Origin of the sequence: Lactobacillus sp. ESL0228 (genome assembly GCF_003692825.1) — a bacterium.
GTDB lineage: Bacteria > Bacillota > Bacilli > Lactobacillales > Lactobacillaceae > Lactobacillus.
Genome location: NZ_REHJ01000007.1, coordinates 234,175 through 261,061, shown reverse-complemented (window position 1 = coordinate 261,061; position 26,887 = coordinate 234,175). Strand labels below are relative to the sequence as shown.

27 protein-coding genes and 1 other RNA gene are annotated in these 26,887 nt (G+C 33.1%); 9 read left to right on the top strand and 19 right to left on the bottom strand.

The window, feature by feature from the left end:
- Window positions 1–105: 105 nt before the first annotated feature.
- Both F5ESL0228_RS03165 and F5ESL0228_RS03160 read right to left on the bottom strand, forming a co-directional pair.
- The gene (locus tag F5ESL0228_RS03165; RefSeq protein WP_122018024.1) at window positions 106–1,455 is read right to left on the bottom strand and encodes a glucose-6-phosphate isomerase; all 1,350 of its coding nucleotides are present in this window, start codon (window positions 1,453–1,455) and stop codon (window positions 106–108) included.
- 80 nt (window positions 1,456–1,535) lie between these two features.
- Window positions 1,536–2,159 (bottom strand): VanZ family protein, encoded by a 624-nt coding sequence (locus F5ESL0228_RS03160; protein WP_122018023.1) that lies wholly within the window; start codon window positions 2,157–2,159, stop codon window positions 1,536–1,538.
- A gap of 143 nt (window positions 2,160–2,302) precedes the next feature.
- On the opposite strand from F5ESL0228_RS03160, the gene F5ESL0228_RS03155 reads away from it, so the two are divergent.
- The gene (locus F5ESL0228_RS03155; protein WP_122018022.1) at window positions 2,303–4,498 is read left to right on the top strand and encodes a sulfatase-like hydrolase/transferase; all 2,196 of its coding nucleotides are present in this window, start codon (window positions 2,303–2,305) and stop codon (window positions 4,496–4,498) included.
- A 122-nt stretch (window positions 4,499–4,620) separates the two neighbouring features.
- Here F5ESL0228_RS03155 and F5ESL0228_RS03150 read toward each other — a convergent pair whose 3' ends face one another.
- Genes F5ESL0228_RS03150 through manA form a run of 4 tightly spaced genes read right to left on the bottom strand, consistent with a single transcriptional unit; the run spans window position 4,621 to window position 8,200 of the window.
- On the bottom strand, window positions 4,621–6,075 hold the full coding sequence (locus F5ESL0228_RS03150; protein ID WP_122022815.1) for a HAMP domain-containing sensor histidine kinase: 1,455 nt from the start codon (window positions 6,073–6,075) through the stop codon (window positions 4,621–4,623).
- The gene (locus tag F5ESL0228_RS03145; RefSeq protein ID WP_122022814.1) at window positions 6,072–6,818 is read right to left on the bottom strand and encodes a response regulator transcription factor; all 747 of its coding nucleotides are present in this window, start codon (window positions 6,816–6,818) and stop codon (window positions 6,072–6,074) included. The genes F5ESL0228_RS03150 and F5ESL0228_RS03145 overlap by 4 nt, the downstream gene beginning before the upstream one ends.
- The gene (locus F5ESL0228_RS03140) at window positions 6,815–7,210 is read right to left on the bottom strand and encodes an SdpI family protein (RefSeq protein WP_122022813.1); all 396 of its coding nucleotides are present in this window, start codon (window positions 7,208–7,210) and stop codon (window positions 6,815–6,817) included. Before F5ESL0228_RS03140 ends, F5ESL0228_RS03145 begins: the two co-directional genes overlap by 4 nt.
- 21 nt (window positions 7,211–7,231) lie before the next feature.
- Window positions 7,232–8,200 carry a mannose-6-phosphate isomerase, class I gene (gene manA, locus F5ESL0228_RS03135; protein ID WP_122022812.1) on the bottom strand — a complete coding sequence of 323 codons (969 nt, stop codon included), beginning with the start codon at window positions 8,198–8,200 and terminating at the stop codon, window positions 7,232–7,234.
- A gap of 599 nt (window positions 8,201–8,799) precedes the next feature.
- Between manA and ssrA the strand changes: the two genes are divergently transcribed.
- Window positions 8,800–9,165, top strand: a transfer-messenger RNA (tmRNA) gene (ssrA, locus tag F5ESL0228_RS03130).
- 141 nt (window positions 9,166–9,306) lie between these two features.
- Here ssrA and F5ESL0228_RS03125 read toward each other — a convergent pair.
- From F5ESL0228_RS03125 to F5ESL0228_RS03080, 11 genes are all read right to left on the bottom strand, one after another.
- Window positions 9,307–10,119, bottom strand: a complete 813-nt coding sequence (locus F5ESL0228_RS03125) for a Cof-type HAD-IIB family hydrolase (RefSeq protein WP_122022811.1) — start codon at window positions 10,117–10,119, stop codon at window positions 9,307–9,309.
- 21 nt (window positions 10,120–10,140) lie between these two features.
- Window positions 10,141–10,575, bottom strand: a complete 435-nt coding sequence (locus tag F5ESL0228_RS03120) for an HIT family protein (protein ID WP_122022810.1) — start codon at window positions 10,573–10,575, stop codon at window positions 10,141–10,143.
- 71 nt (window positions 10,576–10,646) lie between these two features.
- Window positions 10,647–11,831 (bottom strand): acetate/propionate family kinase, encoded by a 1,185-nt coding sequence (locus tag F5ESL0228_RS03115; protein WP_122018015.1) that lies wholly within the window; start codon window positions 11,829–11,831, stop codon window positions 10,647–10,649.
- Window positions 11,832–11,874: 43 nt separating this feature from the next.
- Window positions 11,875–12,876: a class I SAM-dependent methyltransferase gene (locus F5ESL0228_RS03110; protein ID WP_122018014.1), complete on the bottom strand. Its 1,002-nt coding sequence runs from the start codon at window positions 12,874–12,876 to the stop codon at window positions 11,875–11,877.
- A 183-nt stretch (window positions 12,877–13,059) separates the two neighbouring features.
- On the bottom strand, window positions 13,060–13,545 hold the full coding sequence (locus tag F5ESL0228_RS03105) for a ComGF family competence protein (protein ID WP_158592476.1): 486 nt from the start codon (window positions 13,543–13,545) through the stop codon (window positions 13,060–13,062).
- A gap of 7 nt (window positions 13,546–13,552) precedes the next feature.
- Complete coding sequence (locus F5ESL0228_RS08240) at window positions 13,553–13,822, bottom strand: hypothetical protein (protein ID WP_147441035.1); 270 nt, start codon at window positions 13,820–13,822, stop codon at window positions 13,553–13,555.
- Complete coding sequence (locus F5ESL0228_RS03100) at window positions 13,815–14,252, bottom strand: prepilin-type N-terminal cleavage/methylation domain-containing protein (RefSeq protein WP_122018012.1); 438 nt, start codon at window positions 14,250–14,252, stop codon at window positions 13,815–13,817. The genes F5ESL0228_RS08240 and F5ESL0228_RS03100 overlap by 8 nt, the downstream gene beginning before the upstream one ends.
- A complete protein-coding gene (locus F5ESL0228_RS03095; RefSeq protein WP_122018011.1) occupies window positions 14,230–14,574 on the bottom strand; it encodes a prepilin-type N-terminal cleavage/methylation domain-containing protein in 345 nt (114 codons plus the stop codon). Before F5ESL0228_RS03095 ends, F5ESL0228_RS03100 begins: the two co-directional genes overlap by 23 nt.
- 12 nt (window positions 14,575–14,586) lie before the next feature.
- Window positions 14,587–15,591, bottom strand: coding sequence for a type II secretion system F family protein (locus F5ESL0228_RS03090; RefSeq protein WP_122018010.1), 1,005 nt, complete (start codon window positions 15,589–15,591; stop codon window positions 14,587–14,589).
- Window positions 15,557–16,531: a competence type IV pilus ATPase ComGA gene (gene comGA / locus F5ESL0228_RS03085; RefSeq protein WP_122018009.1), complete on the bottom strand. Its 975-nt coding sequence runs from the start codon at window positions 16,529–16,531 to the stop codon at window positions 15,557–15,559. The genes F5ESL0228_RS03090 and comGA overlap by 35 nt, the downstream gene beginning before the upstream one ends.
- 200 nt (window positions 16,532–16,731) lie before the next feature.
- Entirely contained in the window at window positions 16,732–17,457 is a 726-nt protein-coding gene (locus tag F5ESL0228_RS03080; RefSeq protein ID WP_122018008.1) for a YebC/PmpR family DNA-binding transcriptional regulator, read from the bottom strand.
- A 259-nt stretch (window positions 17,458–17,716) separates the two neighbouring features.
- Between F5ESL0228_RS03080 and F5ESL0228_RS03075 the strand changes: the two genes are divergently transcribed.
- From F5ESL0228_RS03075 to F5ESL0228_RS03060, 4 genes are all read left to right on the top strand, one after another.
- Window positions 17,717–19,324: an APC family permease gene (locus F5ESL0228_RS03075; RefSeq protein ID WP_369916842.1), complete on the top strand. Its 1,608-nt coding sequence runs from the start codon at window positions 17,717–17,719 to the stop codon at window positions 19,322–19,324.
- Window positions 19,325–19,423: 99 nt separating this feature from the next.
- Window positions 19,424–20,245: a Cof-type HAD-IIB family hydrolase gene (locus tag F5ESL0228_RS03070; protein ID WP_122018006.1), complete on the top strand. Its 822-nt coding sequence runs from the start codon at window positions 19,424–19,426 to the stop codon at window positions 20,243–20,245.
- A 42-nt stretch (window positions 20,246–20,287) separates the two neighbouring features.
- Window positions 20,288–20,989: an ABC transporter ATP-binding protein gene (locus F5ESL0228_RS03065; RefSeq protein ID WP_122022809.1), complete on the top strand. Its 702-nt coding sequence runs from the start codon at window positions 20,288–20,290 to the stop codon at window positions 20,987–20,989.
- Window positions 20,990–21,001: 12 nt separating this feature from the next.
- A complete protein-coding gene (locus tag F5ESL0228_RS03060) occupies window positions 21,002–23,764 on the top strand; it encodes an ABC transporter permease (protein ID WP_122022808.1) in 2,763 nt (920 codons plus the stop codon).
- Window positions 23,765–24,016: 252 nt separating this feature from the next.
- Here the strand turns inward: F5ESL0228_RS03060 and F5ESL0228_RS08420 are convergent, their stop codons facing one another.
- Together F5ESL0228_RS08420 and F5ESL0228_RS03050 are read right to left on the bottom strand one after the other, a co-directional pair.
- Complete coding sequence (locus F5ESL0228_RS08420) at window positions 24,017–24,106, bottom strand: GrpB family protein (RefSeq protein WP_147441034.1); 90 nt, start codon at window positions 24,104–24,106, stop codon at window positions 24,017–24,019.
- Entirely contained in the window at window positions 24,107–24,319 is a 213-nt protein-coding gene (locus F5ESL0228_RS03050; protein WP_122018003.1) for a GrpB family protein, read from the bottom strand. It lies immediately after the preceding gene.
- Window positions 24,320–24,605: 286 nt separating this feature from the next.
- Here F5ESL0228_RS03050 and F5ESL0228_RS03045 point away from each other — a divergent pair, with 286 nt between their 5' ends.
- From F5ESL0228_RS03045 to F5ESL0228_RS03035, 3 genes are read left to right on the top strand one after another with little or no spacing between them, the layout of a single operon-like run.
- Complete coding sequence (locus tag F5ESL0228_RS03045; RefSeq protein ID WP_122022807.1) at window positions 24,606–25,370, top strand: ABC transporter ATP-binding protein; 765 nt, start codon at window positions 24,606–24,608, stop codon at window positions 25,368–25,370.
- A 1-nt stretch (window position 25,371) separates the two neighbouring features.
- The gene (locus F5ESL0228_RS03040; protein WP_122022806.1) at window positions 25,372–26,106 is read left to right on the top strand and encodes an ABC transporter permease; all 735 of its coding nucleotides are present in this window, start codon (window positions 25,372–25,374) and stop codon (window positions 26,104–26,106) included.
- On the top strand, window positions 26,106–26,828 hold the full coding sequence (locus tag F5ESL0228_RS03035; protein ID WP_122022805.1) for an antibiotic transporter permease: 723 nt from the start codon (window positions 26,106–26,108) through the stop codon (window positions 26,826–26,828). Before F5ESL0228_RS03040 ends, F5ESL0228_RS03035 begins: the two co-directional genes overlap by 1 nt.
- Window positions 26,829–26,887: the final 59 nt, after the last annotated feature.

The following is a 26,887-nucleotide window of genomic DNA, read 5'->3' as shown; positions in this document are numbered from 1 at the left end:
CTCCTTTGATAATCAAAAAAGAGTAAAAAGTTATCAACTTTTACCCTTTCCATAATTGAATTTACTTATAAAATTAAAATGTACAGGATGATTCTGTATCAATAGTTATTTTTTCTCGTTAAAGCGAGCTGAAAGATCATCATGTAATTCTTCATAACCAGGCTTATTTAAAAGACCGAACATATTTCGCTTATATGCCTCAACACCTGGTTGGTTAAATGGATTAATCCCATTTAAATATCCTGAAATCGCAATGGCAAGTTCAAAGAAGTAAATTAAATAGCCTAAAGTGTGTTCAGTTTGATCAGGAATATTAACAGTCATCACCGGAACACCACCATCAGTATGAGCTAAAACCACGCCTTCATAAGCGCGCTCATTAACAAAGTTCAAACTTTTGCCAGCCAGGAAGTTTAACTGATCCAAATTACGATCATCTGATGGAATTTCAACATCATTGGCAGGAGTTTCTACACGAATGACTGTTTCGAATAGATTACGTAAACCTTCTTGAATGTACTGACCCAAAGAGTGTAAATCAGTTGTAAAATTAGCACTTGCTGGCCAAATCCCCTTATTATCTTTGCCTTCTGATTCACCCATTAATTGCTTACACCATTCACTAAACATTCTCAAAGTTGGTTCATAGTTTTCAACAATTTCAGTAGTATATCCCTTACGATAAAGAATATTACGCAAAGCAGCATACTGGAATGGCGTTGCTTTAGTTAAGTCAGTATCATTGTAATCACTTCTTGCATCTGCAGCACCGTTCATTAATTGATCAATATCTGCACCTGAAACAGCAATTGGTAACAACCCAACAGCTGACAAAACACTATATCGACCACCAATATCATCTGGTACAACAAATTCCTCGTAGCCTTCAGCATCAGCTTCGGTCTTCAATGCACCCTTAGCTCGGTCTGTTGTAGCAAAAATTCTTCTAGTTGCTTCTTCTTGACCATATTTTGCAATTAACTTCTCTTTAAAGATTCTAAAAGCAACAGCTGGTTCAGTTGTTGTACCTGATTTTGAAATGACATTAATGCTAAAATCCTTATCACCAAGCCAAGCAATTAAGTCATGCAAATATGAGCCCGAAAGAGAATTACCACAGAAAACAACTGTTGGATATTTTTCCTTACTTTTGCCATAAAACGCACCGTTTAAAAATTCAATTGCCGCTTGGGCACCAAGATATGAGCCACCAATACCAATACAAACTAAAACTTCTGAGTCATTTTGAATTTTTTGGGCAGCTTTTTTAATCCTAGCAAATTCATCTTTATCATAATTAACTGGTAAATCAATCCAACCTAAGAAATCGCTTCCCGCACCAGTACCATCTTTCAATTCCTTACTTGCAGCGTCAACCATCGCCTGCATTTCACTTAACTCATTTTCATGAACAAATGGCTTTAATTTAGTGCTGTCAAATTTAACTAAACTCATAAAATACGCTTCCCTTACTGAATTAAATATTTATTTCACAAGAATATTTTAACAATCTTAAGCTTCAAATACCAGTGTTTTTAAATAGTTTTATAACTTTGCCATACTCGATTTATCAGCTTATAACACAAATATCCACCAGCTGCTCCACAAGCATTAAAGAAAACATCATCAATGTCACTGATACCTGTTGCAAGCAAGAATTGCATACTTTCAATAAATATTGAAAGTAAAACTCCTGCACCAAAAACCTTAGTAAAACTATTATTTTTTAAAAAGACAAATGGCATTAAGAACCCAAATGGAATGAAACAAAGTATATTCCCCAAAGAATTATAAATAAAATCGATTCTACTTTTTGCATAAATCATTTTCCAGGTTTTTTTAAAAAAGACAAGGTTAATGTCACTCAAGGAGCGATTAAAATTAAAGGTGAGCTCCCAAGGAAAATATGTATTACGAAAAGTTGTTAAAGACAATAATAAAATTAAATAAAAAGCAAATAACCAGACCATGAACTCAGATTTAATAGTTCTACGCTGTTTAATCAATAATAACCAGATTAAACGTAATATAATAAAAAGCAAAAAATAAAAAATTGTTTTATCAAGTGCTAGCATGGTTAGCTTAATCAGAGCAAAATGATTTACCCTAGTAGCTAAAAGTTGAGCAATAAAATTGTATAATGTTCCTAAAAAAATCATGTTTAATCAGTTCCTATAAAATAAAGTTCTTCTAAATTATATCTAAAATCAATTGATCATTTCTTAAAAAATGACTAACAATGCTGAAAAATTTGTCTAAAACTAGATAAACTTTTAAAATAGTCTGATAAGGAGCGTTCACTTTGAAAAAAAAGAATCTGATTAATTTTATTGAAACCCGAACTGGATTTTTTTCCCTCTTAGTCATTTTATTTACAATTAAATATATTTTTGCTGCTTATCATGACTTTAACTTAGGTATTTCGGATCCTTATCAACATATTATTATGTGGCTTAGTCCTATCGCCACCGCAATTTTACTTTTTAGTATTGGATTTTATTTTACTAAACCAATTATCTCATATTGTGTAATGATAATATTAGATATTGCAAATACAGGGCTACTTTTTGCAAATATATTGTATTATCGGCAGTTCTCGGATTTCATTACTGTCAAAACAATTACCAATGCCAGCAAGGTTGCTCCAGGTCTTGGTAAAAGCGCCGTTGCACTTTTGCAACCAACTGATCTATTATTATGGCTAGATTTACTAATTATAATTTTTTTGCTAATTAGTAAAAAAATTATAATTGAAGAAAAAGCATATGGATTACTCACTCCGTTTACAATCACAACTTTTGGCATCTTTATACTGATTTTAAACATCTTTTTAGCAGAATCATCTCGACCAAGACTTTTACGTACCACTTTTGACCGTTCTTATATTGTTAAATACTTGGGAATTGATACTTATACCATTTATGACGGCATTAAAAATGAACAAACAGAACAAGTTAATCGTAATGCCAATACCGCCGATTTAAATAAGATTATGACTTTTACTCGACAAAACAAATCACCAGCTAATCAAAAATATTTTGGTGTAGCCAAAGGTAAAAATGTAATTATTATTCACCTTGAAAGTTTTCAGCAATTCTTAATTGACTTAAAAGTTAACGGGAAAGAGGTTACACCATTTCTTAATTCAATTTACCACAACCAACATTCTCTTAGTTTTGCTAACTTCTATCATCAGGTAGGAATTGGAAGAACAAGTGATGCAGAAACTATGCTTGAAACTGGGACTTACGGTATCTCTGATGGTTCACTTTTCACGGCTTTAGGTAGCACTAATACTTTTCAAGCTGCTCCACAAATTCTCAGGCAAAAAGGCAATTATACATCCGCAGTTTTTCATGGAAATGTAGGTACCTTTTGGAATAGAGATGATGTTTACAAGAACTTGGGCTATAATTATTTTTTTGATCAAAATTACTTTAGTCATGACAAAAATGACCATATTGGCTATGGATTAAAAGACAAGCTAATGTTTGCTGAAAGCATAAAATATCTGGAACGAATGCAACAACCTTTTTATAGTAAGTTCATCACAGTTACTAACCATACCCCATTTGATATGGATAGTGAAGACTTAGATCCAGATTTTAAAACTGCACAAACCAGTGATAAATCAATTAATAATTACTTTGAAACTGCCCATTATTTAGATCAGGCTGTCCATGAATTCTTTAATTATCTCCAAAAATCTGGTCTTATTAAAAATAGTTTAATAGTAATTTATGGTGATCATTATGGCTTAACTAATTCCGAAAACGAAACTCTTGCTCCAATTGTTGGTGAAAGCTCTGATACATGGAACGTTTACAACAATGTTCAAATGCAGCGCGTACCATTTATGATCTACTCTCCGTCATTAAAAGGAAAAATTAAACAACAAGTAGCCGGAGAAATTGATGTTTTACCAACCCTTCTTCACTTACTTGGAATTTCTAATCGACCTTACCTACAATTCGGTAACGACTTACTATCTTCTAAGTATCAACCCTGGGTAGTTTTCAGAAATGGTACTATTGTTAGTCAAAAATATATTATCGTTGGGAACAAGGGAATACATGGTTTGGTTTACGATCGTAAAACTGGCAAGCAGATTATTAATTTTACCCACCAAGAAGAAGTCGAAATTAAATATCTTGCTCGTCAAGGAAAAAAATCGCTTAAATATTCTGATTTACTTAATAATCACAATTTATTACGCTTTTATACACCTTCAGGGCTTAAACCTGTTAATCCATCTGATTTTGATTATTTAACCAATTTTCAACAAATGGAAGATCTACTCAATAGTCTAAAACGGAAATCAACTGCCCTGATTAGTCAATACCATAAATCCACCACAGCTTTATATAAAACTAATGCTCCGGAGCTTAAAAAACGACAAGAAGAAATTAAAAAAGTTCCTGACTCTGTTTTAGAAAATCAATTAACTAATAAGAAAAATCAAACTAACGTCAAAAAGAGTAGCAATAATTCTGAATAATCAATTTCACTAAAAGTAAAAACTCAGTTCATCTATTAAATATCCCAAAACGATTAGCTTCAGGATTCATGATGAACTGAGTTTTTACTTTTCTCAATACATATATTCAATTCTTGAAATTATTAGTTTTCGGGAAGATATTGTTCAAATCCCTTGTCAAAAATTGTAATGGTAAACGTAGCACCATTATTTATACTAGATTTGACACTGATTTTACCGCCATGTTGTTTAATTAATGACAAGACTATTGACAAACCTAACCCCGATTCCCCAATACCCAAACGAGTTCTTGAAGGATCTGCCTTAAAGAAGCGTTCGAAAATATATTTCAGTTGCTCTTCATTCATCCCAATTCCAGTATCCTTAACTGTAATTTCAGTACTATGATTTGATCTACGACCACCAAGTATAATCATGCCATTTTGGGTAAACTGAATTGCATTTTGAACTAAATTAACAATAATTTGCTTGAAACGATCACGATCAGCATAAATCGGCAAATCACTAGGTGCAGTAATTTTAAGTTGGTCATTTTCCTCTTTTGCATTACGTTTAAGCTGAAGACATACATCTTCCAATATATTTCGAGCATTAAATTTGGTTTTAACTAAATTAATCTGATTATTTCTAATTTTTTCAAAGTCCAAATTTTCATTGACTAAACGAATTAGGCGTTCAGTTTCACGTCTCATCAATGAAATTGACTTTGGTTTTGCATCTTGGGGAATTGCATCATACTGTAAACCTTCTAAGATCCCATTAATTGTAGTAAGTGGCGTCCTCATTTCATGAGCAGCATCAGCCATAAATTGATCACGTCTTTTTTCTTGATTTTTTATTACATCATTTGATTTTTTTAATGCTTGAACCATTCGATTAAAGTTACCTGACAACTGATCAATTTCATCATTGCCCTTATAATCAAGGTGAACATCAAAATCACCCGCAGTAACCTTTTTGGTAGCTTGAGATAAACGTTTAATTTTACTTGAAGCATAATACGATAATCCAAAGCTCAATACTAAACCAACACTGAGAGCTGTAATCAAGGCATTGATAAGATTATGTTTAGACATATTAATTGGCTGCTCTACGTTCTCAATTTTTTCTCCCAACCAAATTGCGCCGATTAGCTTGTCTCCATTCATCCAAGGTAATAAAACTCCAGTATAAGATTTTTTCGTATGGCCAATGTAAGTATGCGTATCATTATTATTCTTTATCCTAATTTCTTGTCCTTGCTTTAGAATTGCAAAAACATCACTTGCTAAATACAAATTTTTTCCTGCTTTAGGATAAACCTGATCTCCGTGAGCGTTAAAAACCCTTAGATAAAGATCATCACTGTGCAAAACAAACTGTAACTGCGATAAAAACTCTGAATTAAGGATTAGTGTGCCACTTTTTTGATCAGTTATAGCTAATGAGCCTAAAGCAGACGCATAATCTTCCATTCTCTGATAATTTTGAGAATATGATTGATTAGTCACATAAGTTATCTCTGAACAACCAATAATCGTTATCGTTGTCAAAATGATTAACAGAAAGTTAAGCATATACTGATATATTAGCTTCATTTTTGATCCTGTGTGTCATCAAACTTATAACCTACACCCCAAACAGTCTGAATAACATTGGCTCCTACTTTTTCAAGCTTTTGCCTGAGCTTTTTAATGTGGGCATCAACAGTCCGCTCTTCACCAAAATAGTCATAACCCCAAATCATTTCGAGCAATTGATTGCGTGAAAAAACTTGCTTCGGTTTTTTGGTCATTGTATAGAGCATTTCAAATTCTTTGGGTGTGATATTTTCAACTACTTTTTCATCAAATAACACTTCTCGTCTAGCCTTAGAAATTTTAATATGGTTAGTAACAATATCATAAGTATCTACATTATAATTTTCAAGATTTTTATCTAATTTTATCAGTTCTTGGTTGTCTTCTATTGAAACTCGACGTTGCAAAGCCTTAATTCGTGCAATTAGTGCTAATGGGCTGAATGGTTTAGAAATGTAATCATCAGCTCCTTCATCCAATCCCAAAATTTGGTCTGTCTCACTATTTCGTGCGGTTAACATGATAATAGGAATTTTCGCCGAAATTACTCGAATTTCCTTAACTACTTGAATTCCATCCTTTTTAGGTAAGTTAAGATCTAAGGTAATTAAATCATATCGATCCGGATGTTTCTTAAACATTTCAACAGCTTGTATACCATCAGTAGCGACACTACTAATCCAGTCTTCTTTTGCAAAAAACATTTCCATCATTTCTGCAACTGAAGTATCATCTTCAATTATTAAAATTCTTAGTTTCATTTTCGATTTTTAAATCCTTTAGTTCTACCTTGACGTACATCGTCAGGATCAATATAATCTGCAGGTAGTTCATGACGGTCAAGAAGAAATTTCTTTAGGCTCTTTTCAGTTGCCATAATTGGAAATATCAAGAATAAATAGAATGTTAATAACCATAAGAAAAAATATTTATCCCAATTTAAAAGTCGAATTCCAACCCCTAGTGATAATTGAATTAACCCGAAAAAAATAAAATTCAGACTTGCACGTACTTGAGCAAAATGAAAACTGTGCTTATTGACTTGTGCTAAATATGAAAAATAGCCATAAAAATGATTAGGGTGTTTGGCAGGATAAACTAACCATAATAGTCCTACAGTTATTATAATCGAGCCACAAGCAATATAAATCATTTTAACCATCCCTTTTGTAAACTAGTTGTCACTTCCAGGCGCAGAAATTATCATTTTCATCTTTCCAGAGAAAGAAAACTCTTTAATCATATTTGGAATAATAAAATTATCTCCAATAGAAATATTATAAATTTTACTATCTACTTTTATTACCCCTGTTCCTGAAATCACAGTAACTAACATGTAAGGATGATTTACAAGACCAGTTTGCCAATCCCCATCGAGTTCTACTTGCCATAAATAAAAATGTGGTGACACAGGCGGTGTGACAAATGTTTTGATAGTAGCATCTTTTTCTTGTTTTACATTAATATTAAGCTTAGGATCAACATAAGGTACTTTGGTTACGTCAATTGACTTTTGCGTATGCAATTCACGTTTTTTACCTGTTTTTTGATCTATTCGATCATAGTCATAGAGTCTATAAGTGATGTCACTAGACTGTTGCGTTTCAATCACCATAATTCCTTTAGTTAGAGCATGGATAGTTCCCGCCGGAACATAGAAAAAGTCACCAGCCTTAACAGGTACTTTACGTAAAAGTTGATCCCACTCTCCATGGTGGATCATTTCTGCTAATTCATCACGGTTTTTAGCAGTATGACCATAAATTAAGTACGATCCAGGATCAGCTTGTAAAACGTACCAACTTTCAGTCTTACCGCTATCATTTTCAATTTTATGAGCATATGAATCATCTGGATGTACCTGTACCGATAAGTTGTCACAGGCATCAAGAAATTTAACCAATAGTGGAAATTCTGAACTTTTGGGATTACCAAAAAGTTCAGGATTTTCACGATAAATTTTTCGCAAACTCTGGTTCTTAAATACACCATTAACAGCTACTGAAGCAGCTCTTTTATAACCAGAAATGACCCAGGCCTCACCAACTTTGCCAGCAGGAATATCATAATTAAAAATTTCCTTTAACTTACGTCCACCCCAAATTTTAGGTCTAAAGTAAGGTTTTAAAAAAATAGGTTCCATATTTTATCACCTCTAACTAAGTGTAAACTTTTATCACAAAAATTTAAAACCATTTCTTAATTTTAAAATCAAAAAACTTCTTTCTTAATATTTTGTTCAAAATTTAAAGACTTTTATTTTATCATTTAAGTTGTTATATTTTAGCTTTAATTTAGTTAAGTTGAACATTGATTTTTACTTTGTACAAAAATCCACGTTAGCTATCAACTTATAGTTGTTAGCAATTTTTAAAGAAATATCCTTAGCTTTTATTGGGAACTGTTAGTTTTTACAATCTTGTTTAAACTTAATTATAATAACCAATTATAAAAAAACGAAACTTTATCCTATCCAACTTTATTGTAATATTCAAGTTGTTTTGTTTATTTTGCTCTAATCATTAACTTTAGATTATCGTTTAAACTAACTTGCATATTAAGTAATAATACTATCTAGATATGAGAATAAAACTGAAACATTGGTATTGGAATAGAAAAGGAAAAGGCAATTACATTATTTTTAACCTTATTCAAAATTAACTCAATATAACTGGTTAACCTTGTACAAAATTACCAAGTGGTCCTATAACATAAACTATGCTATAATATTATTATCAAAAAGGGGATGTTTTGGGATTCGACAGGCGTAGATTCGCATTGACTGCGATCCGTAGGTCACGTCTACGTTAAAACGTCACAGTTTTATAACTGCAAACAAACAAAATTCTTACGCATTAGCTGCCTAATTTAGGCACATGTGTTGCTTCTTACTTGATTACTCGCGTCTAGTTTGAAGTATCAACTTAGTGAGTTACGTTTAACTACCTCATCTGAATAGTTAAAAAGAGTCATTTCAGATTAGCTAGTTCATTCTTGCCCTGTTATACGGCGTTTTGAATTAGTGAAATTCAAATAGTATAACTATGTTCGTAGATGTTAGTGACGGAATGCGTTTGGACAGGGGTTCAATTCCCCTCATCTCCATTTTAAAAAGCCCTTAACTATTATAGTTAAGGGCTTTTTACTTGGCTAAGGTATCTGAATTGTATCAATCAATTATTTTTTCTTTGTTCAACATATTCTAAATAAAGTCTAAGTTTTTTTCTTTAGCATTTTTTAAAAGTGTAATTACAATAATACATATTTATTGAAGGCTCTCATAATTCCGTTTTCATCATTTGTTAAGGTAACATAATCTGCATGCTTTTTTGCCTGATTAGAACCATTTCCCATTACAACAGATATACCAGCAAAATCAAGCATTGGAATATCATTTCTCTCATCTCCAATTGCCATAATTTCATTCGCATCAATTCTCAGTTGTCTAGCTAAGAATTCGAGGGCAACACCTTTATTAACATCTTTATGCATTACTTCAAGAAAATTTGTCGCCGCCCTTACAACATAATTTCTTTGTCCAAATTTAGCAACTACATCTTGTTCAATTTGATCCAGCTTTTCTGTTTCATCAGCAAAAACTGCTTTGATGATATGATGATTTTCTGATAATTCTTCTGGTTTTCTAATTAAAATTCCAGCATCATTCTCCCAAGCTTGAATTACTGTAATTCGATTAACATTATGATTACTAGTAATAATCTGACTATCGGCATCAACAATGTTGTATGCAACTTTATGCTTTTGGGCATATTGATCTATTTGTTTATAAGTTGTCTGAGATAATCTATCATCCTTAAGCTTACTCCCACCAAGTGATTCAATCACTGCACCATTAAAAGTGATCACATACTGATCATCTCCAGTTATTTTAAGATCACTTAAAAAGTGTTGAACCCCAGCTAACGGCCTACCAGAACAAAGAACTACTTTAATTTCTCGATCTAGTGCCTGCTTAACAACTTTTTTAGTGGATTCGAGTAATCTACCATGGCTATTTAACAGTGTATCATCAACATCAATTGCTACTAGTCTTATCATCAGTTTTATCCCCTGCTTTTGCTATTATTTGGTTATCGCTGCTCTTAACTCACCATGTTTTTGAGAATTATATTGATACTTCTTCTCAGTCCAATACTTTGTATTATATAGCCAAACTGGTTTAATACGTTTAACTGGATTTTCAAATTTATATCTTGGAAAAACATGTGCATGTAAAAACTTATCAGTATTACCTAAAATATCATAATTAATTCGATCAGCATGACAAACGTGTAAAATGGCATCTCCCAATATACTCATATCCCGTAAAAAAATTGTTCTTTCCACAATGCTTAATTCATTCAGAGATGCAACATTCCTTTTTGGTAACAACACACAATAACCAGGTAAAAATTGGGTATCACCGAAAGCAGCATAACCACCCTCTAATTCGGCCATAACCATTGGATTAGTCCCATTTATTGCTGCAGTAATTCGATCTTTTTGCCAATTGCCCATATAAAAACTCCATATTTATATAATAAAAGATCGTTAAAAATTAACGATCTTTATTATATATTAAATTGTGATTAATTTAAATGGGCTAAACGGACAACATCACGTTCAATCATTAATTCTTCATCAGTCGGAATAATCATTGCTTTGATCTTAGAATTTGCTTTAGAAATGAACTTCTCACCATTAACTTTGTTAGCTTCATAATCCGGTTCTAAGCCCATAAATTCAAATGATTGCATAATCTTTTCTCTAACTCCTGCATCATGCTCACCTACACCAGCAGTAAAGATAATTGCGTCAACGCCTTCCATTTCAACAATATATGAACCAACATATTGTCTAACGCGATTAACAAAAATATCACGAGCCAAACTTGCTCTTGAACTAGAATTATTTTCTAAGTCACGCATATCAGAAGAGATTTCAGAAATTCCGAGCAAACCAGATTGATCATTTAATATCTTGATCATCTCATTAATATCAATATTTTCCTTGTTCATAATATATTGCAAAACCGATGGATCAACATCTCCGGAACGAGTCCCCATTGTCACACCAGCAAGTGGAGTAAAGCCCATAGAGGTATCGTAGGACTTGCCATTTTTAACCGCTGTAACTGAAGCACCTGATCCTAAGTGGCAAACGATCAATTTCAAATCTTTTGCTTCTTTACTCAACATTTCTGCTGCTCGCCCCATAATATAACGAACGGATGTACCATGTGCCCCGTATTTACGAACACCATATTTTTCATAATACTTATAAGGAATTGAATATATATAATGCTCTGGATCTAATGTTTGGTGAAATGACGTATCAAAAACACCAATCTCTGGGACACCTGGCAATAATTTCATAAAAGCTTCAATCCCTTTGCCCTCAGCAGGATTATGCAGGGGAGCATATTCTTTCAGTCCGTAAATTTTTTGTAACTTTTCTTCATCAATAATTGCAGAATCAGTAAATTCTTCTCCTCCGGCAACAATTCTATGCCCAACACCAACAATCTCACTTAAATCTTCAACCACTTTGTATTCTTTTAAAGCTTTTAGCAACAAATTAACTGCTGTTTCTTGATCCGGAATAGTGACTTCTTCAGAATGCTTTTCACCATTAGACAATTTAATTTCAAAAGATGAACCTTCAATACCTACCCGATCTGCAATTCCTTCTGCCAAGACTTTTTCTTCAGGTAAAGCAAACAACTTATACTTAAAAGAAGAGCTACCTGAATTAATTGCTAAAACTTTTTTCATAAACTTAATCCTTCCATACAGACAATTTTGACTTTTTCACAAATTAATCAATGTTTTTAGTATACCACTCATTTAGTTTAACATTAAGCTTTATTAGGTCTTTCTCTTTTTTTAAAGTGTCCAACTTTGTGAGAAAAACTTCACTAGTATGGACATCATTTCCATGATTTTGAAATACTAAAACAGCCTTTTGATTTAACTTATTTTTAAACATGCTGTCTGGTAATTCAACAATCGCTCGAAGGGCAACTTTTTCTGATAACCATGGCATGAAGTCGCTTCCTCCTTTACCGGAAAGAATTGCTTGCGGTACTAGCAAGAAAGCATAACCACCAGGTTGTAAATTTTTAATGATTTGTTCAATAAATAACAAATGAGCAAAAGAATGTCCTTTTTCAGATTTAGTTGTAAAGTTTACCGCATTATCATCCAGTGGATAATAACCAATTGGCAAATCACTAATAACTACATCAGGATTACTAAATAACCATGGTGTAAGCGCATCTTGACAGTATAAATCAATCTTAAGTTTATTTAACTGTGCGCCAATATCAGTAAAGTTAAGCATTGTTTCATCATTATCTATTCCAATTAATTTGAAGTTTACTTTAGAATGATTTGCACTCTTTAACTGATTAACAACCGAAAACATTAGATCGCCCATTCCAATTGCAGGGTCAGCCAAAAGTAAACTTTTGTTCGGAAGTAACTTTTGCATAAACATTGCAATTATAGTTGAAATTGTAAGTGGTGTAGGCAACTGATTAGCATTAAGACCATCTTCTTCTACATCTTTAAGCAATAAGTAAGTATAAATTTGTACCTTTACTTGTTGGGTAAGCTTTTTATAATGTAGTTGTGAATATTTTTGACTTAATAGCTTGACTGTTTCCGGATCTGGTGCTCCAACTTCAACCTTAATTTGATCATTTTCAAGATTATCAAATGTTTCAGTCAATGCTTCCCCAAAAGTTACATTTAGTGCATCTTGCAAACATTCTACACAACTCAAAAATTCATTATATAATTTTTCGATTTTATCCATTACTATTCCCCTTATCTTCTAATCATTTTAATAGAATAAAGGGAACCAGTGCAAGCAAATCATTCATTAAGCAGATATTCAATTATCAAATAATTGTTTTTCATATCATTGCGATAGATTTCTTGATAAAATTGCAAAAAAATTAAACATGTACTTAATACTAGTACACTACTTAATAAGGCACTAGCTTTCAATTTTAATTTTTTTCTTTTTGCTAAATTCATTTTTTTCTCTCTTCTTAGGCTGAGCACCGAATTTAAAAATTAAATCAGAATTACGATTATCTTTTTCAGTGATATGAATTTCCATTAAACAATCTTTTGTATGAAAATTCGCTCGTTTTATATTCAATAAAAGTGGCATATGCCCACCTTCAGATGTTGTTACACGAATCATATTTTTATACTGAGAAACTAAATAGGTCTTTTTTTGACCGTCTTCATCAACCTTAACAAATGCCCCTTGTCTTGAATTGGATATTTCTGGAAGTGTATAAGCTGCTTTGACCTTATCCTCATGCAAAAACCGATTCAATTGAACGTATGCAAACACAACATCATCAGTTTTGTGAAACATTCGATTAGAAACCGTTACAGTTTTGATTAAATTTTGTAAAGTTAAAACTACAAGCAAAGTTACAATGACCGAAAAAACTGCTTCTGCTAGCATAAACCCCTTATTTTTTGATGTAATAAGTTTCTTTGGTGGATATATCATATATACTTTTTTCACCCCGCAACTCATAAAGTTGATCATGAACCATGATACTTTTAAGATTATTTTTCTTTAGTACACGCCAAGCATAGATTCGGTCTGTTTTCAATTCAATCTTTCGTTCCGTTGTCCTAGTATCACTAACTATTAATGCCATTGAGGAAACCCCCATGATTGCTAAGATTAAAGCAACCATGCTTTCTGCTAATAAAAAGCCTTTTAATCTACGCATTACTATCAATTGCGCGCCCCCAGGTCATTTGTAATTTAATAATTTTAGTGTTTTTTCGATCGGTAATTTTAACTGTGTGAGCTGGCATCGAACCTTTGGCCGAAAGATTGATAGTGGAAAGATTATAAATCTTTATATGCTTATCAATATTTAAAGTTCGTGAGTAACCATTTCCCCAAATCGTAAGCTTGTTAATCGAAGCATAATATCTAATAACAGCAGGTTGATGCCGAATAGTTGAAATTCTAGCGGCCTGTTCAATAGAACTTTTAACTTCCCTAGTAGTATTGTCTAAAAGTAATTTTTCATTATATGTAGCAAGCTGAACGCTTTCTAATAGTACCAAACTAATAGCGATTATTAATGTCACCATTGTTTCAACCAAGGTGAATCCCGATGATTTTTTGTTAATTTTTTTCAACCACACCATTAGTTACCCGATAATTTTTAGACTTATCTAACTGCCTTTTAGTTAAGTAACCATCATTAAACATATTATTGAAATTTACATCCTTTCCATCTCTATCCTTATCATCCTCATATAATTCAACTTGAGTTTGTAATGTGGTTTTAAAAGCATCTTCTGTTCGATCACTTGCCTTTTGTTTCTGTCTAGTTAAATTAGGAGCAATAATTATAATTAACATAACAATAATTGCAACTACTACTACCATTTCGATTAACGTAAATCCTTGAGCCTTACTTGTTTTAGCAATAAGATTTAATATATATTTCTTAAAAAAATTCTTCATTATTAACACTCCTCAAATACTTTGCATCATGGCGTACATTGGCAGCAACAATTTTAAATACAACCCAATAATACATAATCCAATTAAAATAAAACAGAATGGTTGAATATCAACAATTACTTTTTCAATTTCTTGTGTTAAATTCGCAAATAATGTTTGCCCTAGCAGTAAACACCGTTTACCCATATCTTCTTTCTTTAAGCCTGCTTGTAGAAGTAGTAGTAATTCATCAGGTAAAAAATATTCTGCTTTAATTATTTTGCTTAAATTTTTCCCGTCTGCTAGTTGTTGTCCAATTTTATGTCCAATATAATTTTGTAATGAACCTTTTTCTTGTTTAGAAGCATATTCACACATTTTCTGTAATGAAAATCCTCCTGAAAGCAATAGGCCCACATCATAAATCAAGATATATTTAACATATAACTTAACTAACGGACCGATAATTGGATAATGCGCTAACCGAAGAAGAGATTGGTAATCTTGTTTTTTTAGTAATGTCAATACTCTAACCAAATAGTAAAGGAGTAAAAATACCAAAAGAAGCATCCCCATTAACATTAAGTCTCCTGTATGTTCTCCAGAATTAGCGAACTGGTTAGATACAAATGTTTGCATAAAAATCAACAATACAATCATCATCATAGCTAACACAATTGGATATGATAATTCAGTTCTTAGTTTTTTTTCTTGTTCTATTTTTAAGCGATTTAATGTTGCTAATTGTGAAAGACATTCAATTAAACTTCCCTGCTCCATTGCTAGATCAACTTGCGTAGCAACAGTTTTGGAAAACCCTAATTGTAACATTTCATTACTCAAACTTACGCCCGCTTTTATTTCACTGCTTAATTTTTGAATTAACTTTTGCCGACTTGGCCACAAAACAGGCATTATCTCCAAACTATTATTCAAAGAAAAACCATTATTTAAACTATTCTGCAAATAATCAAGAAAATTTAATCGTTCTTGAGCTGTTAACTTATCCTTTTTCAAATTGTTGATATACTTGCGCACTAATTTCACCTCTTTCCTTTAATTTAGCAAGATGCTTAGACCAATTAATAAAATTACTCCGCTTTTTAAGATTAATTTGTGATTGTAAAATTTCTCCACTAGCTATGTCCATCAAGCACGACGGCCCTTTAATTGTTGGAAGCAAGCGTTGATAACAAACGGCTGTTAAACAATTACTTAATTCATTTAAATTTATGTGCAAACTTTCAAGACGTGAAATTGTTTGAAGCGTGCTTTTAGCATGAACAGTTGCAAAAACCAAATGTCCACTTAAAGCAGCATCAACTGCCAAACGAGCAGTTGCAGCATTTCTGATTTCACCAATAATCAAAATATCAGGTCGATGCCTTAATGCTGCTTCTAATAGACTCAAATAAGTGATATCAGCCTCTAAGTTCACTTGTGTCTGCAAAAATGTTGCCTCATGTATTTCGACAGGATCTTCAATTGTCATTACCATTTGATTATGCCCAACTGTTTTAGCCAATTTATACATTGTTGTCGTTTTGCCAGATCCTGTTGGTCCACTAGTAATAATTAGCCCTCGCTGATAGGCTAACTGTTGCAACTGATTAATTTGCTCTTCAAAAAAATAATTACTATCCGCAATTTGATATATGATTCTAATAACTAGAGATTCATTATTGGTAAAATCGCCTAGACTAGATAATCTGAGAAAGTAATTTTGATTGTGATAAACATAAACCTGTGCGCCAACTTGAGGGCGACGGTGTTCAGCAATATCCATTTGAGCACCAAATTTTAAAAAATTAATAAGTTCTCGACCCTCGTTAATTGAAAGAGTAGCCTGTTTTTTTAGTTCATCGACTAATCGAAAATTTACAATCATTTCATCGACACCCACTACGAAAAAAACATCGCTTGCATGTAGATCAATCGCTGACTCAATTAGAGAATTAACCACTTCTTTAATCCGCATAAAAACCTCCTTTTTTGCTGCCAATATTAAATACGCAAAAAAGGCAAATTTTTTCCTCAAAAAAATTTATATTCAGCTTTGTTATCATTCAACAAATTATTTAAGACAAACAAAAAACCTATGAAATTGTAATAATTTCATAGGTTCTCAGTATCAATTATTAACGAAAATGTGGGTTAAAATAATTTTGATTTTAATGCTTAATCTTCGTCAGCAGCAGTGTAAACATTCTGAACGTCATCATCATCTTCTAATGCTTCAACCAAGTTATTAAATTGCTCCTTTTTCTCTTCAGGAACTTCAGTTGTGTTTTCTGGGATCATTGTTAATTCAGCATCCGCTAACTTATAACCCGTTTTTTCCAATGCATCTCTAACTTGAGCAAACTGTTTAGCATCTGTATAAATTTCATAGGCTTCATCACTAGTCTGAAGATCTTCACCACCAGCATCCATAACATCAAGCAGCATTTGCTCTTCATCAGCATCAGTAGTTGAACGATCAATTACAATGTATCCTTTTCGATTAAACATATAGGCAACTGACCCAGTAGCACCTAATGAACCACCATTACGAGTAAATGCAACTCTAACAGACGAGGCAGTCCTATTTTTATTATCAGTTAAAGCTTCAACAAAAATAGCTACACCTCCTGGTGCGTAGCCTTCATAGGTAATTTCATCATAATGCTCATCCGAATTCCCTTCAGCTTTCTTAAGTGCGCGGTCAATATTCGATTTAGGCATATTATTTGCGTGAGCCTTATCCATTACCATTCGCAAATTAGGATTTCCGGAAGGGTCAGGACCACCATTCTTTGCAGCCATATAAATTTCACGAGATAACTTTTGGAAAATCTTCCCTCTCTTTGCATCTTGCGCATTCTTGCGGCCTTGAATATTGTGCCATTTTGAATGTCCTGACATAAGAATCCTTCTTTCTCTTTTTCATCATATTTAATGAATTAATCTTAACGCATACACTGATAAAATTCAATAGTAGCAATCATTTCTGCTTATTTTCACAATTGCGGATTAGAGCTACCATTAATAATAATTTCAGATTTTATCTAGTCAATAACAAGATTAATTAGTAAAATAAAAATAATGGTTTTTAGAAGGAGATAAACTAGTGGAGGAAATAAATTCAAATAAAAAATATATATCTTGGCCAATTTTAACCTTAATGGCCTTTTGTACGGTAATCGGTCTTGATGATATCATGTATAATTTCCAAAATCAGGGCATGCCAGTCGTTACTTCTTGGATTATTATGTGTATTTTTTATGTTATTCCGTACTCATTAATGGTTGGTCAGTTAGGTTCTGTTTTTAATAAAGAAGGCGGTGGTTTGTCTTCTTGGGTTCGCGGAACAAACGGAGAATTTCTTGGCTATTTTACTGCTTGGACATATTGGGCAGCTTCAATCCCCTATGCAGTAGACTCGGCTAATGAAATTATTGTTGACCTTGGTTGGGCTTTAACTGGATCAGAGAAATTTCAAAACCAAATTTCTAATACCAAGTTTGCATTAATGACTTTTGCCATGTTTATTATTTTTATTTTTGTTGAACATTATTTTTCACGGTCAATGGAAGTTTTATCAACGATTGGCGGTGGATTAATGCTAATCATGACATTAATGTTTGTCTTTTTGGCATTTTTAGGATTAGCTAAATCAGGTGGTCACATGGCAACACAACCATTCACCTGGCATACCTTGATTCCTAAATTTGATATGCACTATTGGACCACAATAGCTATGCTAATTTATGCACTCAACGGTTGTGAATTAGTTGCTCCTTATGTAACACAAATGAAAAAGCCTAAAAACGATTTTCCTAAGGCAATGGTAGCTCTCGCACTTATGACAATTTTCTTAACTGTATTTGGTTCATTTGCTCTTGGAATTTACTTTAATAGTTACCACATTCCCAACGACTTAAAAATGAACGGAGCTTACTATGTTTTCGATATGGTTGGTCAACAATATGGTTGGGGTAAGTCTTTGCTATACATTTGGGCTTGGACATCTGTTTTTTACAATGCCGCGCTACTTGCCGTTTTACTTGATGCAATGACCAGAATGTTAATCTCAGATACTGGCGACAAATATATGCCGCACTTTCTACAGAAAAAAGATAAAAATGGTTTACCAATCAATGGCTATATCTTAACCGTGACATTATCGGCCTTTATAATGCTCCTAGGGATTTTCCTACCAGATATGAATGATATCTTTAACTGGTTGCTCAACCTCAATGGGATCATCTCTCCAGGTGTTACCTGCTGGATTTTCTTTTCTTTTATGCAAATAAGGAAAAATTCTCAAAAATTCCCGTCTGATTATGTTTTTTTGAAAAATGACAAGATCGGCTATTTAGCGGGACTATTCTTGTTTATTGTTACTGCCGTTGCCACAATTTTAGGGATTGCTCCACAAGACATAAAGCAGTTCAGCGGCTATTGGTGGTATGAATTGATTATTAATATTATTGCTGTAGTTGTTTTAATTGGTCTCGGAGTAATACTACCAAGCATCAGGCAACGTGAAGAAGAATACGGTATCGCTTTTAATCGTAAGCAATGGATAACAATTTTTGTATTAGTTATTGGATCTATTGTCTTTGACCTATATTTAGGCGGAAATAGCAAGCTTTTTGGTTCTTCTAATATCAATATAGGTCAAATTAAAGTGGGAATTAATATCATTTTAATTATTTTAGAAACTGTATTTGCTATTCTGATATGCTGGCTAGTAGGCAAAAGAAATCCAATAAAAAATAAAAATTAAGTGTATAAAATAAAAACAGATTCATCATAATGACTCTGTTTTTTTGCATTTAGACAAAAAATTCATCATAATATATTTAAAAGTAATAAGGAGCATATAATGACAAAAATTCCTTTTAAAGCAGTAGCAGTTGACATGGATGGAACCTTTGAAAATGATAAAAAAGAATTTGATCATCAAAGATTTGAAAAAATTCTAACTGACTTGCGCAGGCATCATGTTCACTTTATTGTTTCAAGCGGGAGACCATTATCTCGTTTACGACAAGACTTTTATGATTTTTTAGATCGAATTGATATTGTCGCTGACAATGGTTCAATTTTAACTCAAGACAATAAAATTATTTCACGACATGTTTTTACTTACCGCACTGGAATCAAGTTGATTAATTTTATTGAGACAAATTATCCAGAAATTAATATTGCAGCCAGTGGCTTAGAACGAGCATATGTTAACAAAAAAGCTCCAATTCAATTTAAAAATTTAATGCATTTCTTTTATCCCAATGCCATTGATATTGGGGATCTAAGGGATATTCCTACCAGTGATAGTCTAACTAAACTCACGTTGAAATGCTCCTCAGAATTGGCTAATGAACTTGAACGAAAATTTAATCAAAACAATCCCGAAAGAATTCATTGTACAACTAGCGGATTTGATAATATCGATGTAATGCCAAGCAATGTTAACAAAGGCCAAGGAATTAAATATTTCTTACGTTACTTTGCTATTAACCCTGAAGAACTAATTGCCTTTGGTGACGGAATGAACGACCAGGAAATGATTGAACTTGCTGGTTACAGTTACGCAATGGAAAATGCAGACGAACGTCTTAAAAAAATTGCTAAATATGAAGCACCAAGCAATAATGAAATGGGTGTCTTACAAGTGTTAGAAAGTTATTTAAAGCAAGCAGACTAAACACTAAACTATAAATTAATAAAGATAAAAAGGACAAATTTCATGAATTATATCGAAGTACGCCACAATTTCAAGCGCTATCATAGTGGTGAGACAGAAATATTGGCAAACAATAATGTTAGTTTTTCAATCGAAAAAGGTGAATTAGCTATTATTTTAGGCGCTTCGGGAGCTGGTAAATCAACCATGCTGAATATTTTAGGCGGAATGGATACTAATACATCAGGTGACGTGATAATTGATGGAAAAAATATTGCCAACTACAATAAACGACAATTAACAGCATATCGTCGTAATGATATTGGGTTTGTATTTCAATTTTACAATTTAATTCAAAATTTAACTGCCAAGGAAAATGTTGAACTAGCTTCCGAAATTGTATCTGATTCCTTAGACCCAGTTCAAACATTAATCAATGTTGGTCTTAAAAATCGTATCAATAATTTTCCTGCTGGACTATCAGGTGGCGAACAGCAGCGAGTGGCAATTGCTCGTGCTGTAGCTAAAAATCCCAAGATACTACTTTGTGACGAACCAACTGGTGCACTTGATTATCAAACCGGCAAAAGTGTTCTCCAAATAATTGCTAATATGAGTCGTAACAACGGTGCTACGGTTGTAATTGTTACACATAATAGTGCATTAGCACCTATTGCTGACCGCGTAATACACTTTCACGATGGACAAGTTACTAAAATCGAACACAATGCTCATCCAGAAAATATTGCTAATATTAAATGGTAGAAATGATCAATTATGAAAAAAATAATTTGGAAAAATTTTTGGCAGTCAATTGCTCATACGAAGGGGCAATTTCTATCAATCGTTGGTCTTATGATGATTGGTGCTTTTGCATTAGTTGGTTTATTTGTTACTGGTCCAGATATGCGATCTACTGGAAATCATTACGCGCAAAAATTAAATACTCCTGATTTAACTGTTATTAGTAACTATGGTCTTGATCAAGGGGACACAAAGAAAATTCGTCAAGTTAAAGGACTAAAAGATGTCGAATTTGGCTATATGACAGACACTGTCTTGAAAAATAGTGATGACAGTTTTAGGATTTTTTCTAAGCCAAGTAAAATCGGAAAATACCAGATAACTAAGGGATACTTACCAAAACACAAAAATGAAATTGCTTTAGCTGATCATTACTCAAATAAATTCAGATTAGGTCAAATAGTTTCTTTTTCTGAGAAGAAAAATATTCTTGGCTTTACTTTACTAAAACGAAGACGTTTTAAAATTGTTGGTTTTGTACGCTCCAGTCAAATCTTGTCGAATGTAAATTTGGGACAAAGTAGTAGTGGTACGGGAGAGTTAAAAGGCTTTGGCGTCGTTATGCCTACAGCATTTAACCATAAGGTATATACAATTGCCAACTTGACCTATCAAGATTTAAATAGATTGGACTCTTATGGCAAGGATTATACTAATAAAGTCAGCAGTCATAAAAAAGAATTACAGAGTATCCTGAGAAGTGAAGCCTCTAAGCGAAAGAGTCGAATCATTACTTCTGTTGAAAAAGAACTTCAACTAAAAAGAAGTCAGTTAGATAATACACAACAAAAATTTCAATTAGGGCGTCAGGAACTTGACGCAGCTCAAAACCAATTAAAGCAACAAAAAGCCACTTTAACTGCTCAAATAAAACAAAACCCCTCATTAGAAATGCAACAAGTGCAAGCAGAGCTAATAGCAAAAGAAAAGCTATTACAAAAGAAGAAACAAATTCTTGATCAAAAAGCTGCTGAAGTTGAGCCTAGAATTAAAGCTGGTAAAAGAAAATTAGCTAACACCAACAGACAATTAAATAATCTTAATTTGCCATCTTACAATGTTTATAATAGGCGCGAAGTTCCAGGCGGTGAAGGCAATGTTGTGTATACCACTGTAGCGCAAGTAGTTGAAGATTTAGCAAAGGTCTTCCCTATTTTTCTTTATTTTGTTGCTGCCTTGGTCACTTTCACCACTATGAATCGTTTTATTGATGAAGAAAGAATTAATTCAGGTACACTTAAAGCACTTGGCTATGACGATTATGTCATTATCAATAAGTTTATCTGTTATGGCTTTCTTTCTGGCACAATTGGAACAATTATTGGTGTATATTTGGGGCATACTTTATTACCCCAAATCGTTTATCATGCCTACTATAAATCGATTACAATCCCTCCAATTGAGGAGCATTTCCACTGGCAAATTAGTTTAGTTGCATTAATCTTATCATGGATTAGTTCCGTTTTACCGGCATATTTGACAGCTAAAAATGAATTTCGTGAAAAGCCAGCAGCTTTATTGCTGCCTAAACCACCAGCAGTAGGTGCTAAAATTATACTTGAACATTTTCCATTTATCTGGAATCATTTAAGTTTTACGCATAAAGTGACCGCACGAAATATTTTTCGGTATAAAAAACGAATGCTAATGACTATCTTTGGTGTCTGCGGATCTGCAACTTTACTTTTTGCAGGTTTTGCTGTCAAAAATTCAATCAGTAATATGAATAATCGGCAGTTTTCTGGGTTAATTCATTACAACATGATCGTCGCTCAAAAAACACCACTTACGCTTCAAGAGAAACAAGATCTCAATTCTAGATTGCATGGTTCTAATATTAAATCTGAAATATCAGTTTATTATGAATCCATGTCTAAAGTAGCGGGGGAAAATGCTGATACGCAAGATATTACTTTGATTGCTCCTAATTCAAGTAAACAACTCAAAAATTATGTTCATTTAGACGATCGTCAATCTAAACGTCCAATTTCACTAACAAATCATGGTGTTGTTATTTCTGAGCGCTTGGCGAGTTTATTAAATGTCACTAAAGGCGATCACATTACTTTAACTGATAAAAATAACCATCAGCGCACTATGAAAGTCGCAGATATCACTGAAATGTACATGGGACATTTTGTTTTCATGGATCGAACACAGTACGAAAAAATTTTTAGCTCAAGGTACAAAGCAAATGCACACCTAGTTAAGCTTAATGACGGTAGTCGCCAGAATACTAAGAAAATGGCAGCTAAATTTATGAATTTGACTGGTGTTATCGGGGTAGTTCAAAATACTGCTATTAGCCAAGAATTAGATGTTGTCGTTCAATCTTTAAACATGATTATGTTGGTCTTAATTGTAGTAGCAGGACTTTTGGCAATTGTTATTTTGTATAATTTAACCAATATAAATATTGCTGAACGCATTCGCGAATTATCAACAATTAAGGTTTTAGGTTTCTATGATAAAGAAGTCACGATGTATATTTATCGAGAAACAATTTTACTAACGGGAATAGGGATTTTAGTAGGTTATCTAACTGGCGATTTACTTTATCGTTATATTCTTTACGTTGTTCCACCTGCCAATGTCATGTTTAATCCGGCACTTTCTGCTTCAAGTTTTTTATGGCCTTTAGGTGTCATTGGTATTATCACTATTATTCTAGGCTTTATAGTGAATAGTAAACTGAAAAATCTTGATATGCTAGACGCATTAAAATCGGTTGATTAAGCTTAAAAGAAAAGAAGTTGTTTTTAAAAGCCAGATCCAATATAATTTAGGATCTGGCTTTTAATATTTCTTTATTTTAATCATCATTTATATCATTCAATCTTTCATACAATTATTAATTGCTCGTTGCTTAATCTTATATATCAATGGTCCCTTTGCATCAGCATAATCTTGAACCGTTGGCCAGCGTCGTGTTGCTAGTTTTTGTTTTAATTCTTGATATTTTAACCGATTGGTATCATTTTTTCTTAACTAATCACGAAAGAGGATTAAGTCTTTAGCTTCTTGACTATCCGGACCATATACATGAAGGTGTACATCAGGATCAATGCCAAGAAACATTCAATGCTCTTGAAATTCCGGCTCCCGAATTCGTAAAGTATAACCAGCTTGTTGTAATTGAAAAGCATAACTTGCTTCAGCACTAGGATTAAGAACAACCAATAAAATATCAATAATGGACTTAGACATAAGTCCCGTAACGGCAGTAGAACCAATATGCTCAATTTTTAAAGCCGTCGAACCTAAAGCTTGTTGAATTTTTTCCCTTTCAATTTGAAAAAATTAGGGTCATTTATTGTTATATTTAACCAGCTTAACCGACTGATTTTGGTCAACTTGACCAACGGTTACTTGCTGTAAATATTTTAGAGAAGTCATTTTAAAACCTCAAAATAAAAAACTGCTTAATTTAAATAGCAAAATAATATTTTTATGTTATAATTTTAACATAGCTTTAATGTAAATCATCAACAAATCTTCAAATTAACCTGTAAAATCATGATGTCACCCTTCCTTAATAGTGACACTTAAATTTACAACTAATTTTGGAGAATTTATTTTGGAAAATATTTTAGAAGTAAAACATTTAAAAAAGATTTATCATAGCAAGAATGAAAAATTTCACGCCCTTGAAGATATATCTTTTAACATTAAAAAAGGACAAATTGTTTCTTTACTTGGTCCTAATGGTGCTGGTAAAACAACGATTGTTTCAATTATTGGTGGCTATTTACTGCCAACCGAGGGACAAGTATTGCTTAATGGTCAAAATATTATTGGCACAACCCATCACCCGCATATAGGTGTCTCTTTTGGCGGTGATCTCGGTTTTTACCATCGGGCAACCGCCGCCCAAAATCTTGCTTTCTTTGCCGATTTGGCTCGAATACCGTATCGCCAGCAAAAAGCTGAAATCACTCGCGTACTAGAAATTGTTAATTTAAGCAACGTGGCGAAGAAAAAGGTCGGGCAATTTTCTAAAGGTATGACGCAACGTCTGCATATTGCGCGAGCGCTTTTAGGTAACCCACATCTTCTTTTACTGGATGAACCAACTAGCGGACTCGACGTCGAAATTGCTAAAAGCATTCGCGATACAATTAAAAATCTTTCTGATTTTGGAATCAGTATTTTACTAACCAGCCATACCATGTCTGAAGTGGAAGCTTTGGCCGACCAAATTATCTTAATTGGCGCGGGACGAATTTTTTCAACTGGAACAGTTGCTGATATTGTTAAAGAATCACGGGTCACCCATATCGATCGCCCTGCCACTTTAGAAGAATCATACTTAGCCTTAGCACCAGAATTGCGGAGGAAATAATATGAGATTTATCCGCCTGTTTTGGTTTCACTTTAAAGAATATCTGTCAGATCAATATTTTGTTACTTTGACTTTGACGAGTACCCTGTCCATCTTTTTGGTGCAATACACACTCGCCTATGCCAATCATCAATTAACCAACACTAGTATATGGTTACAAAGTGCAATCTTTGGCATGTGGTCTTCTTGTACCACAGCTGCTGGCAGTATCGGCTTTGAAAGATACAAGGGAACTTTGCCTTATTTAATTAATAACGCTTACGATGAACGCTTATCTTTAATTGCCTTATTATTGCCAGCTTCAACATATGGCTTAGCAGCTTTTCCGCTAGCTTGGTTTCTTGCCCAACTTTTAGGGGTTACAACTGGCGCAATTACTTTCAAGTTTAGTTTAACTGTTATTTTATTATGGCTAGCCATGGCAACTATGGGAATTTTTATTGCCTCTTTCTTTACCCTCACTCCCAATGCAATTACTTATGAAAGTTTGATTGGTACACCACTTGTTCTACTTTCGGGACTCTTTGGAAATCCTGTTTTTTTGCGACCACTTATAAAAATTGCCCAGTGGTTTATTCCCATGACAACTCCAATTGCTGCTTTAACTGGTACTAGTTCAACCCTTAATTGGTCGGCTTATTTTTCTAGTTTAATAATTTGGTTTTTTTTAATAATCTTAATGGTTAAAAAAATTAACCAGTTAGCACGTAAGAAGGGAGAATTAAATTTAATCTGATGCTTAAAACACAATTTTCATCATTATCATTTTTGGCAAATTGGCGCACTATCCTAGTCTACTTTTTTATCACGCCTTTTGTTGATATGCTACTTTTAGTTTTAATTAATGCGCAATATACTGGGCACTTTGACTGGTCCATCGTTTTGGCATCAATTGCCATTGATGCCACTCATCTTTCAATGACAACCATGACCCAATCACTAATTACCGACGCCAACTTAGGAATTGACTATGAAATGATTGCTCAACGGCCCTTTAGCTTTCGTTACTGGACAAATAAAATTTTTGTGGCTTTGATAGTTGGCTTTATTCTAGCAACATCTAACTTAGCCCTTGCCCTAATTTTTGGTGCACCACTTGTAATTATTAACCGCGTTATCATGGTTTTACCATTATTATGTTTATTTGGCATAATTTTAGGCTTTACTGCCTGGGCCATTAGTTGGGAAATGAATGACCCATATTTTCTGTCAAATCTTATCAGCTCGGTGATGAGTCTAGTAGCCGGAATTTTGGTGGCTATTTCGGCCTATCCCAAATGGCTAGAAAAAATTGCTCTACTTTTCCCTTTTTATGGTCCTATCAATTTAATTAAGTTTAAATATGCTGATTTACGCAGTAGTATTTTAGTTACGATAATTTGGTTAATAATTGGAATTATAACTTATATCGTACAAAGCAAACATGTTTTAAAGACCAGACATCATAAATACAATTAAGTAAATTATTACTTTTTCAACTTAAACTAAAAAATGGCTTAATAAAAAAGCGGATACTT

Excerpts from the sequence above, each read along its gene's own strand:
- F5ESL0228_RS03070 (WP_122018006.1), top strand. The coding sequence starts at position 19,424 with ATGACAAAAATTCCTTTTAAAGCAGTAGCAGTTGACATGGATGGAACC.
- F5ESL0228_RS08240 (WP_147441035.1), bottom strand. The coding sequence starts at position 13,822 with ATGCGTAGATTAAAAGGCTTTTTATTAGCAGAAAGCATGGTTGCTTTA.
- F5ESL0228_RS03110 (WP_122018014.1), bottom strand. The coding sequence starts at position 12,876 with ATGGATAAAATCGAAAAATTATATAATGAATTTTTGAGTTGTGTAGAA.
- F5ESL0228_RS03140 (WP_122022813.1), bottom strand. The coding sequence starts at position 7,210 with ATGATTTATATTGCTTGTGGCTCGATTATAATAACTGTAGGACTATTA.
- F5ESL0228_RS03120 (WP_122022810.1), bottom strand. The coding sequence starts at position 10,575 with ATGGGCAATTGGCAAAAAGATCGAATTACTGCAGCAATAAATGGGACT.
- F5ESL0228_RS03145 (WP_122022814.1), bottom strand. The coding sequence starts at position 6,818 with ATGAAACTAAGAATTTTAATAATTGAAGATGATACTTCAGTTGCAGAA.
- manA (WP_122022812.1), bottom strand. The coding sequence starts at position 8,200 with ATGGAACCTATTTTTTTAAAACCTTACTTTAGACCTAAAATTTGGGGT.
- F5ESL0228_RS03060 (WP_122022808.1), top strand. The coding sequence starts at position 21,002 with ATGAAAAAAATAATTTGGAAAAATTTTTGGCAGTCAATTGCTCATACG.
- F5ESL0228_RS03065 (WP_122022809.1), top strand. The coding sequence starts at position 20,288 with ATGAATTATATCGAAGTACGCCACAATTTCAAGCGCTATCATAGTGGT.
- comGA (WP_122018009.1), bottom strand. The coding sequence starts at position 16,531 with ATGCGGATTAAAGAAGTGGTTAATTCTCTAATTGAGTCAGCGATTGAT.
- F5ESL0228_RS03105 (WP_158592476.1), bottom strand. The coding sequence starts at position 13,545 with ATGCTAGCAGAAGCAGTTTTTTCGGTCATTGTAACTTTGCTTGTAGTT.
- F5ESL0228_RS03095 (WP_122018011.1), bottom strand. The coding sequence starts at position 14,574 with ATGAAGAATTTTTTTAAGAAATATATATTAAATCTTATTGCTAAAACA.
- F5ESL0228_RS03080 (WP_122018008.1), bottom strand. The coding sequence starts at position 17,457 with ATGTCAGGACATTCAAAATGGCACAATATTCAAGGCCGCAAGAATGCG.
- F5ESL0228_RS03150 (WP_122022815.1), bottom strand. The coding sequence starts at position 6,075 with ATGAAGCTAATATATCAGTATATGCTTAACTTTCTGTTAATCATTTTG.
- F5ESL0228_RS03165 (WP_122018024.1), bottom strand. The coding sequence starts at position 1,455 with ATGAGTTTAGTTAAATTTGACAGCACTAAATTAAAGCCATTTGTTCAT.
- F5ESL0228_RS03075 (WP_369916842.1), top strand. The coding sequence starts at position 17,717 with ATGGCCTTTTGTACGGTAATCGGTCTTGATGATATCATGTATAATTTC.
- F5ESL0228_RS08420 (WP_147441034.1), bottom strand. The coding sequence starts at position 24,106 with ATGTTTCTTGGCATTGATCCTGATGTACACCTTCATGTATATGGTCCG.
- F5ESL0228_RS03035 (WP_122022805.1), top strand. The coding sequence starts at position 26,106 with ATGCTTAAAACACAATTTTCATCATTATCATTTTTGGCAAATTGGCGC.
- F5ESL0228_RS03100 (WP_122018012.1), bottom strand. The coding sequence starts at position 14,252 with ATGGTGTGGTTGAAAAAAATTAACAAAAAATCATCGGGATTCACCTTG.
- F5ESL0228_RS03115 (WP_122018015.1), bottom strand. The coding sequence starts at position 11,831 with ATGAAAAAAGTTTTAGCAATTAATTCAGGTAGCTCTTCTTTTAAGTAT.
- F5ESL0228_RS03040 (WP_122022806.1), top strand. The coding sequence starts at position 25,372 with ATGAGATTTATCCGCCTGTTTTGGTTTCACTTTAAAGAATATCTGTCA.
- F5ESL0228_RS03160 (WP_122018023.1), bottom strand. The coding sequence starts at position 2,159 with ATGATTTTTTTAGGAACATTATACAATTTTATTGCTCAACTTTTAGCT.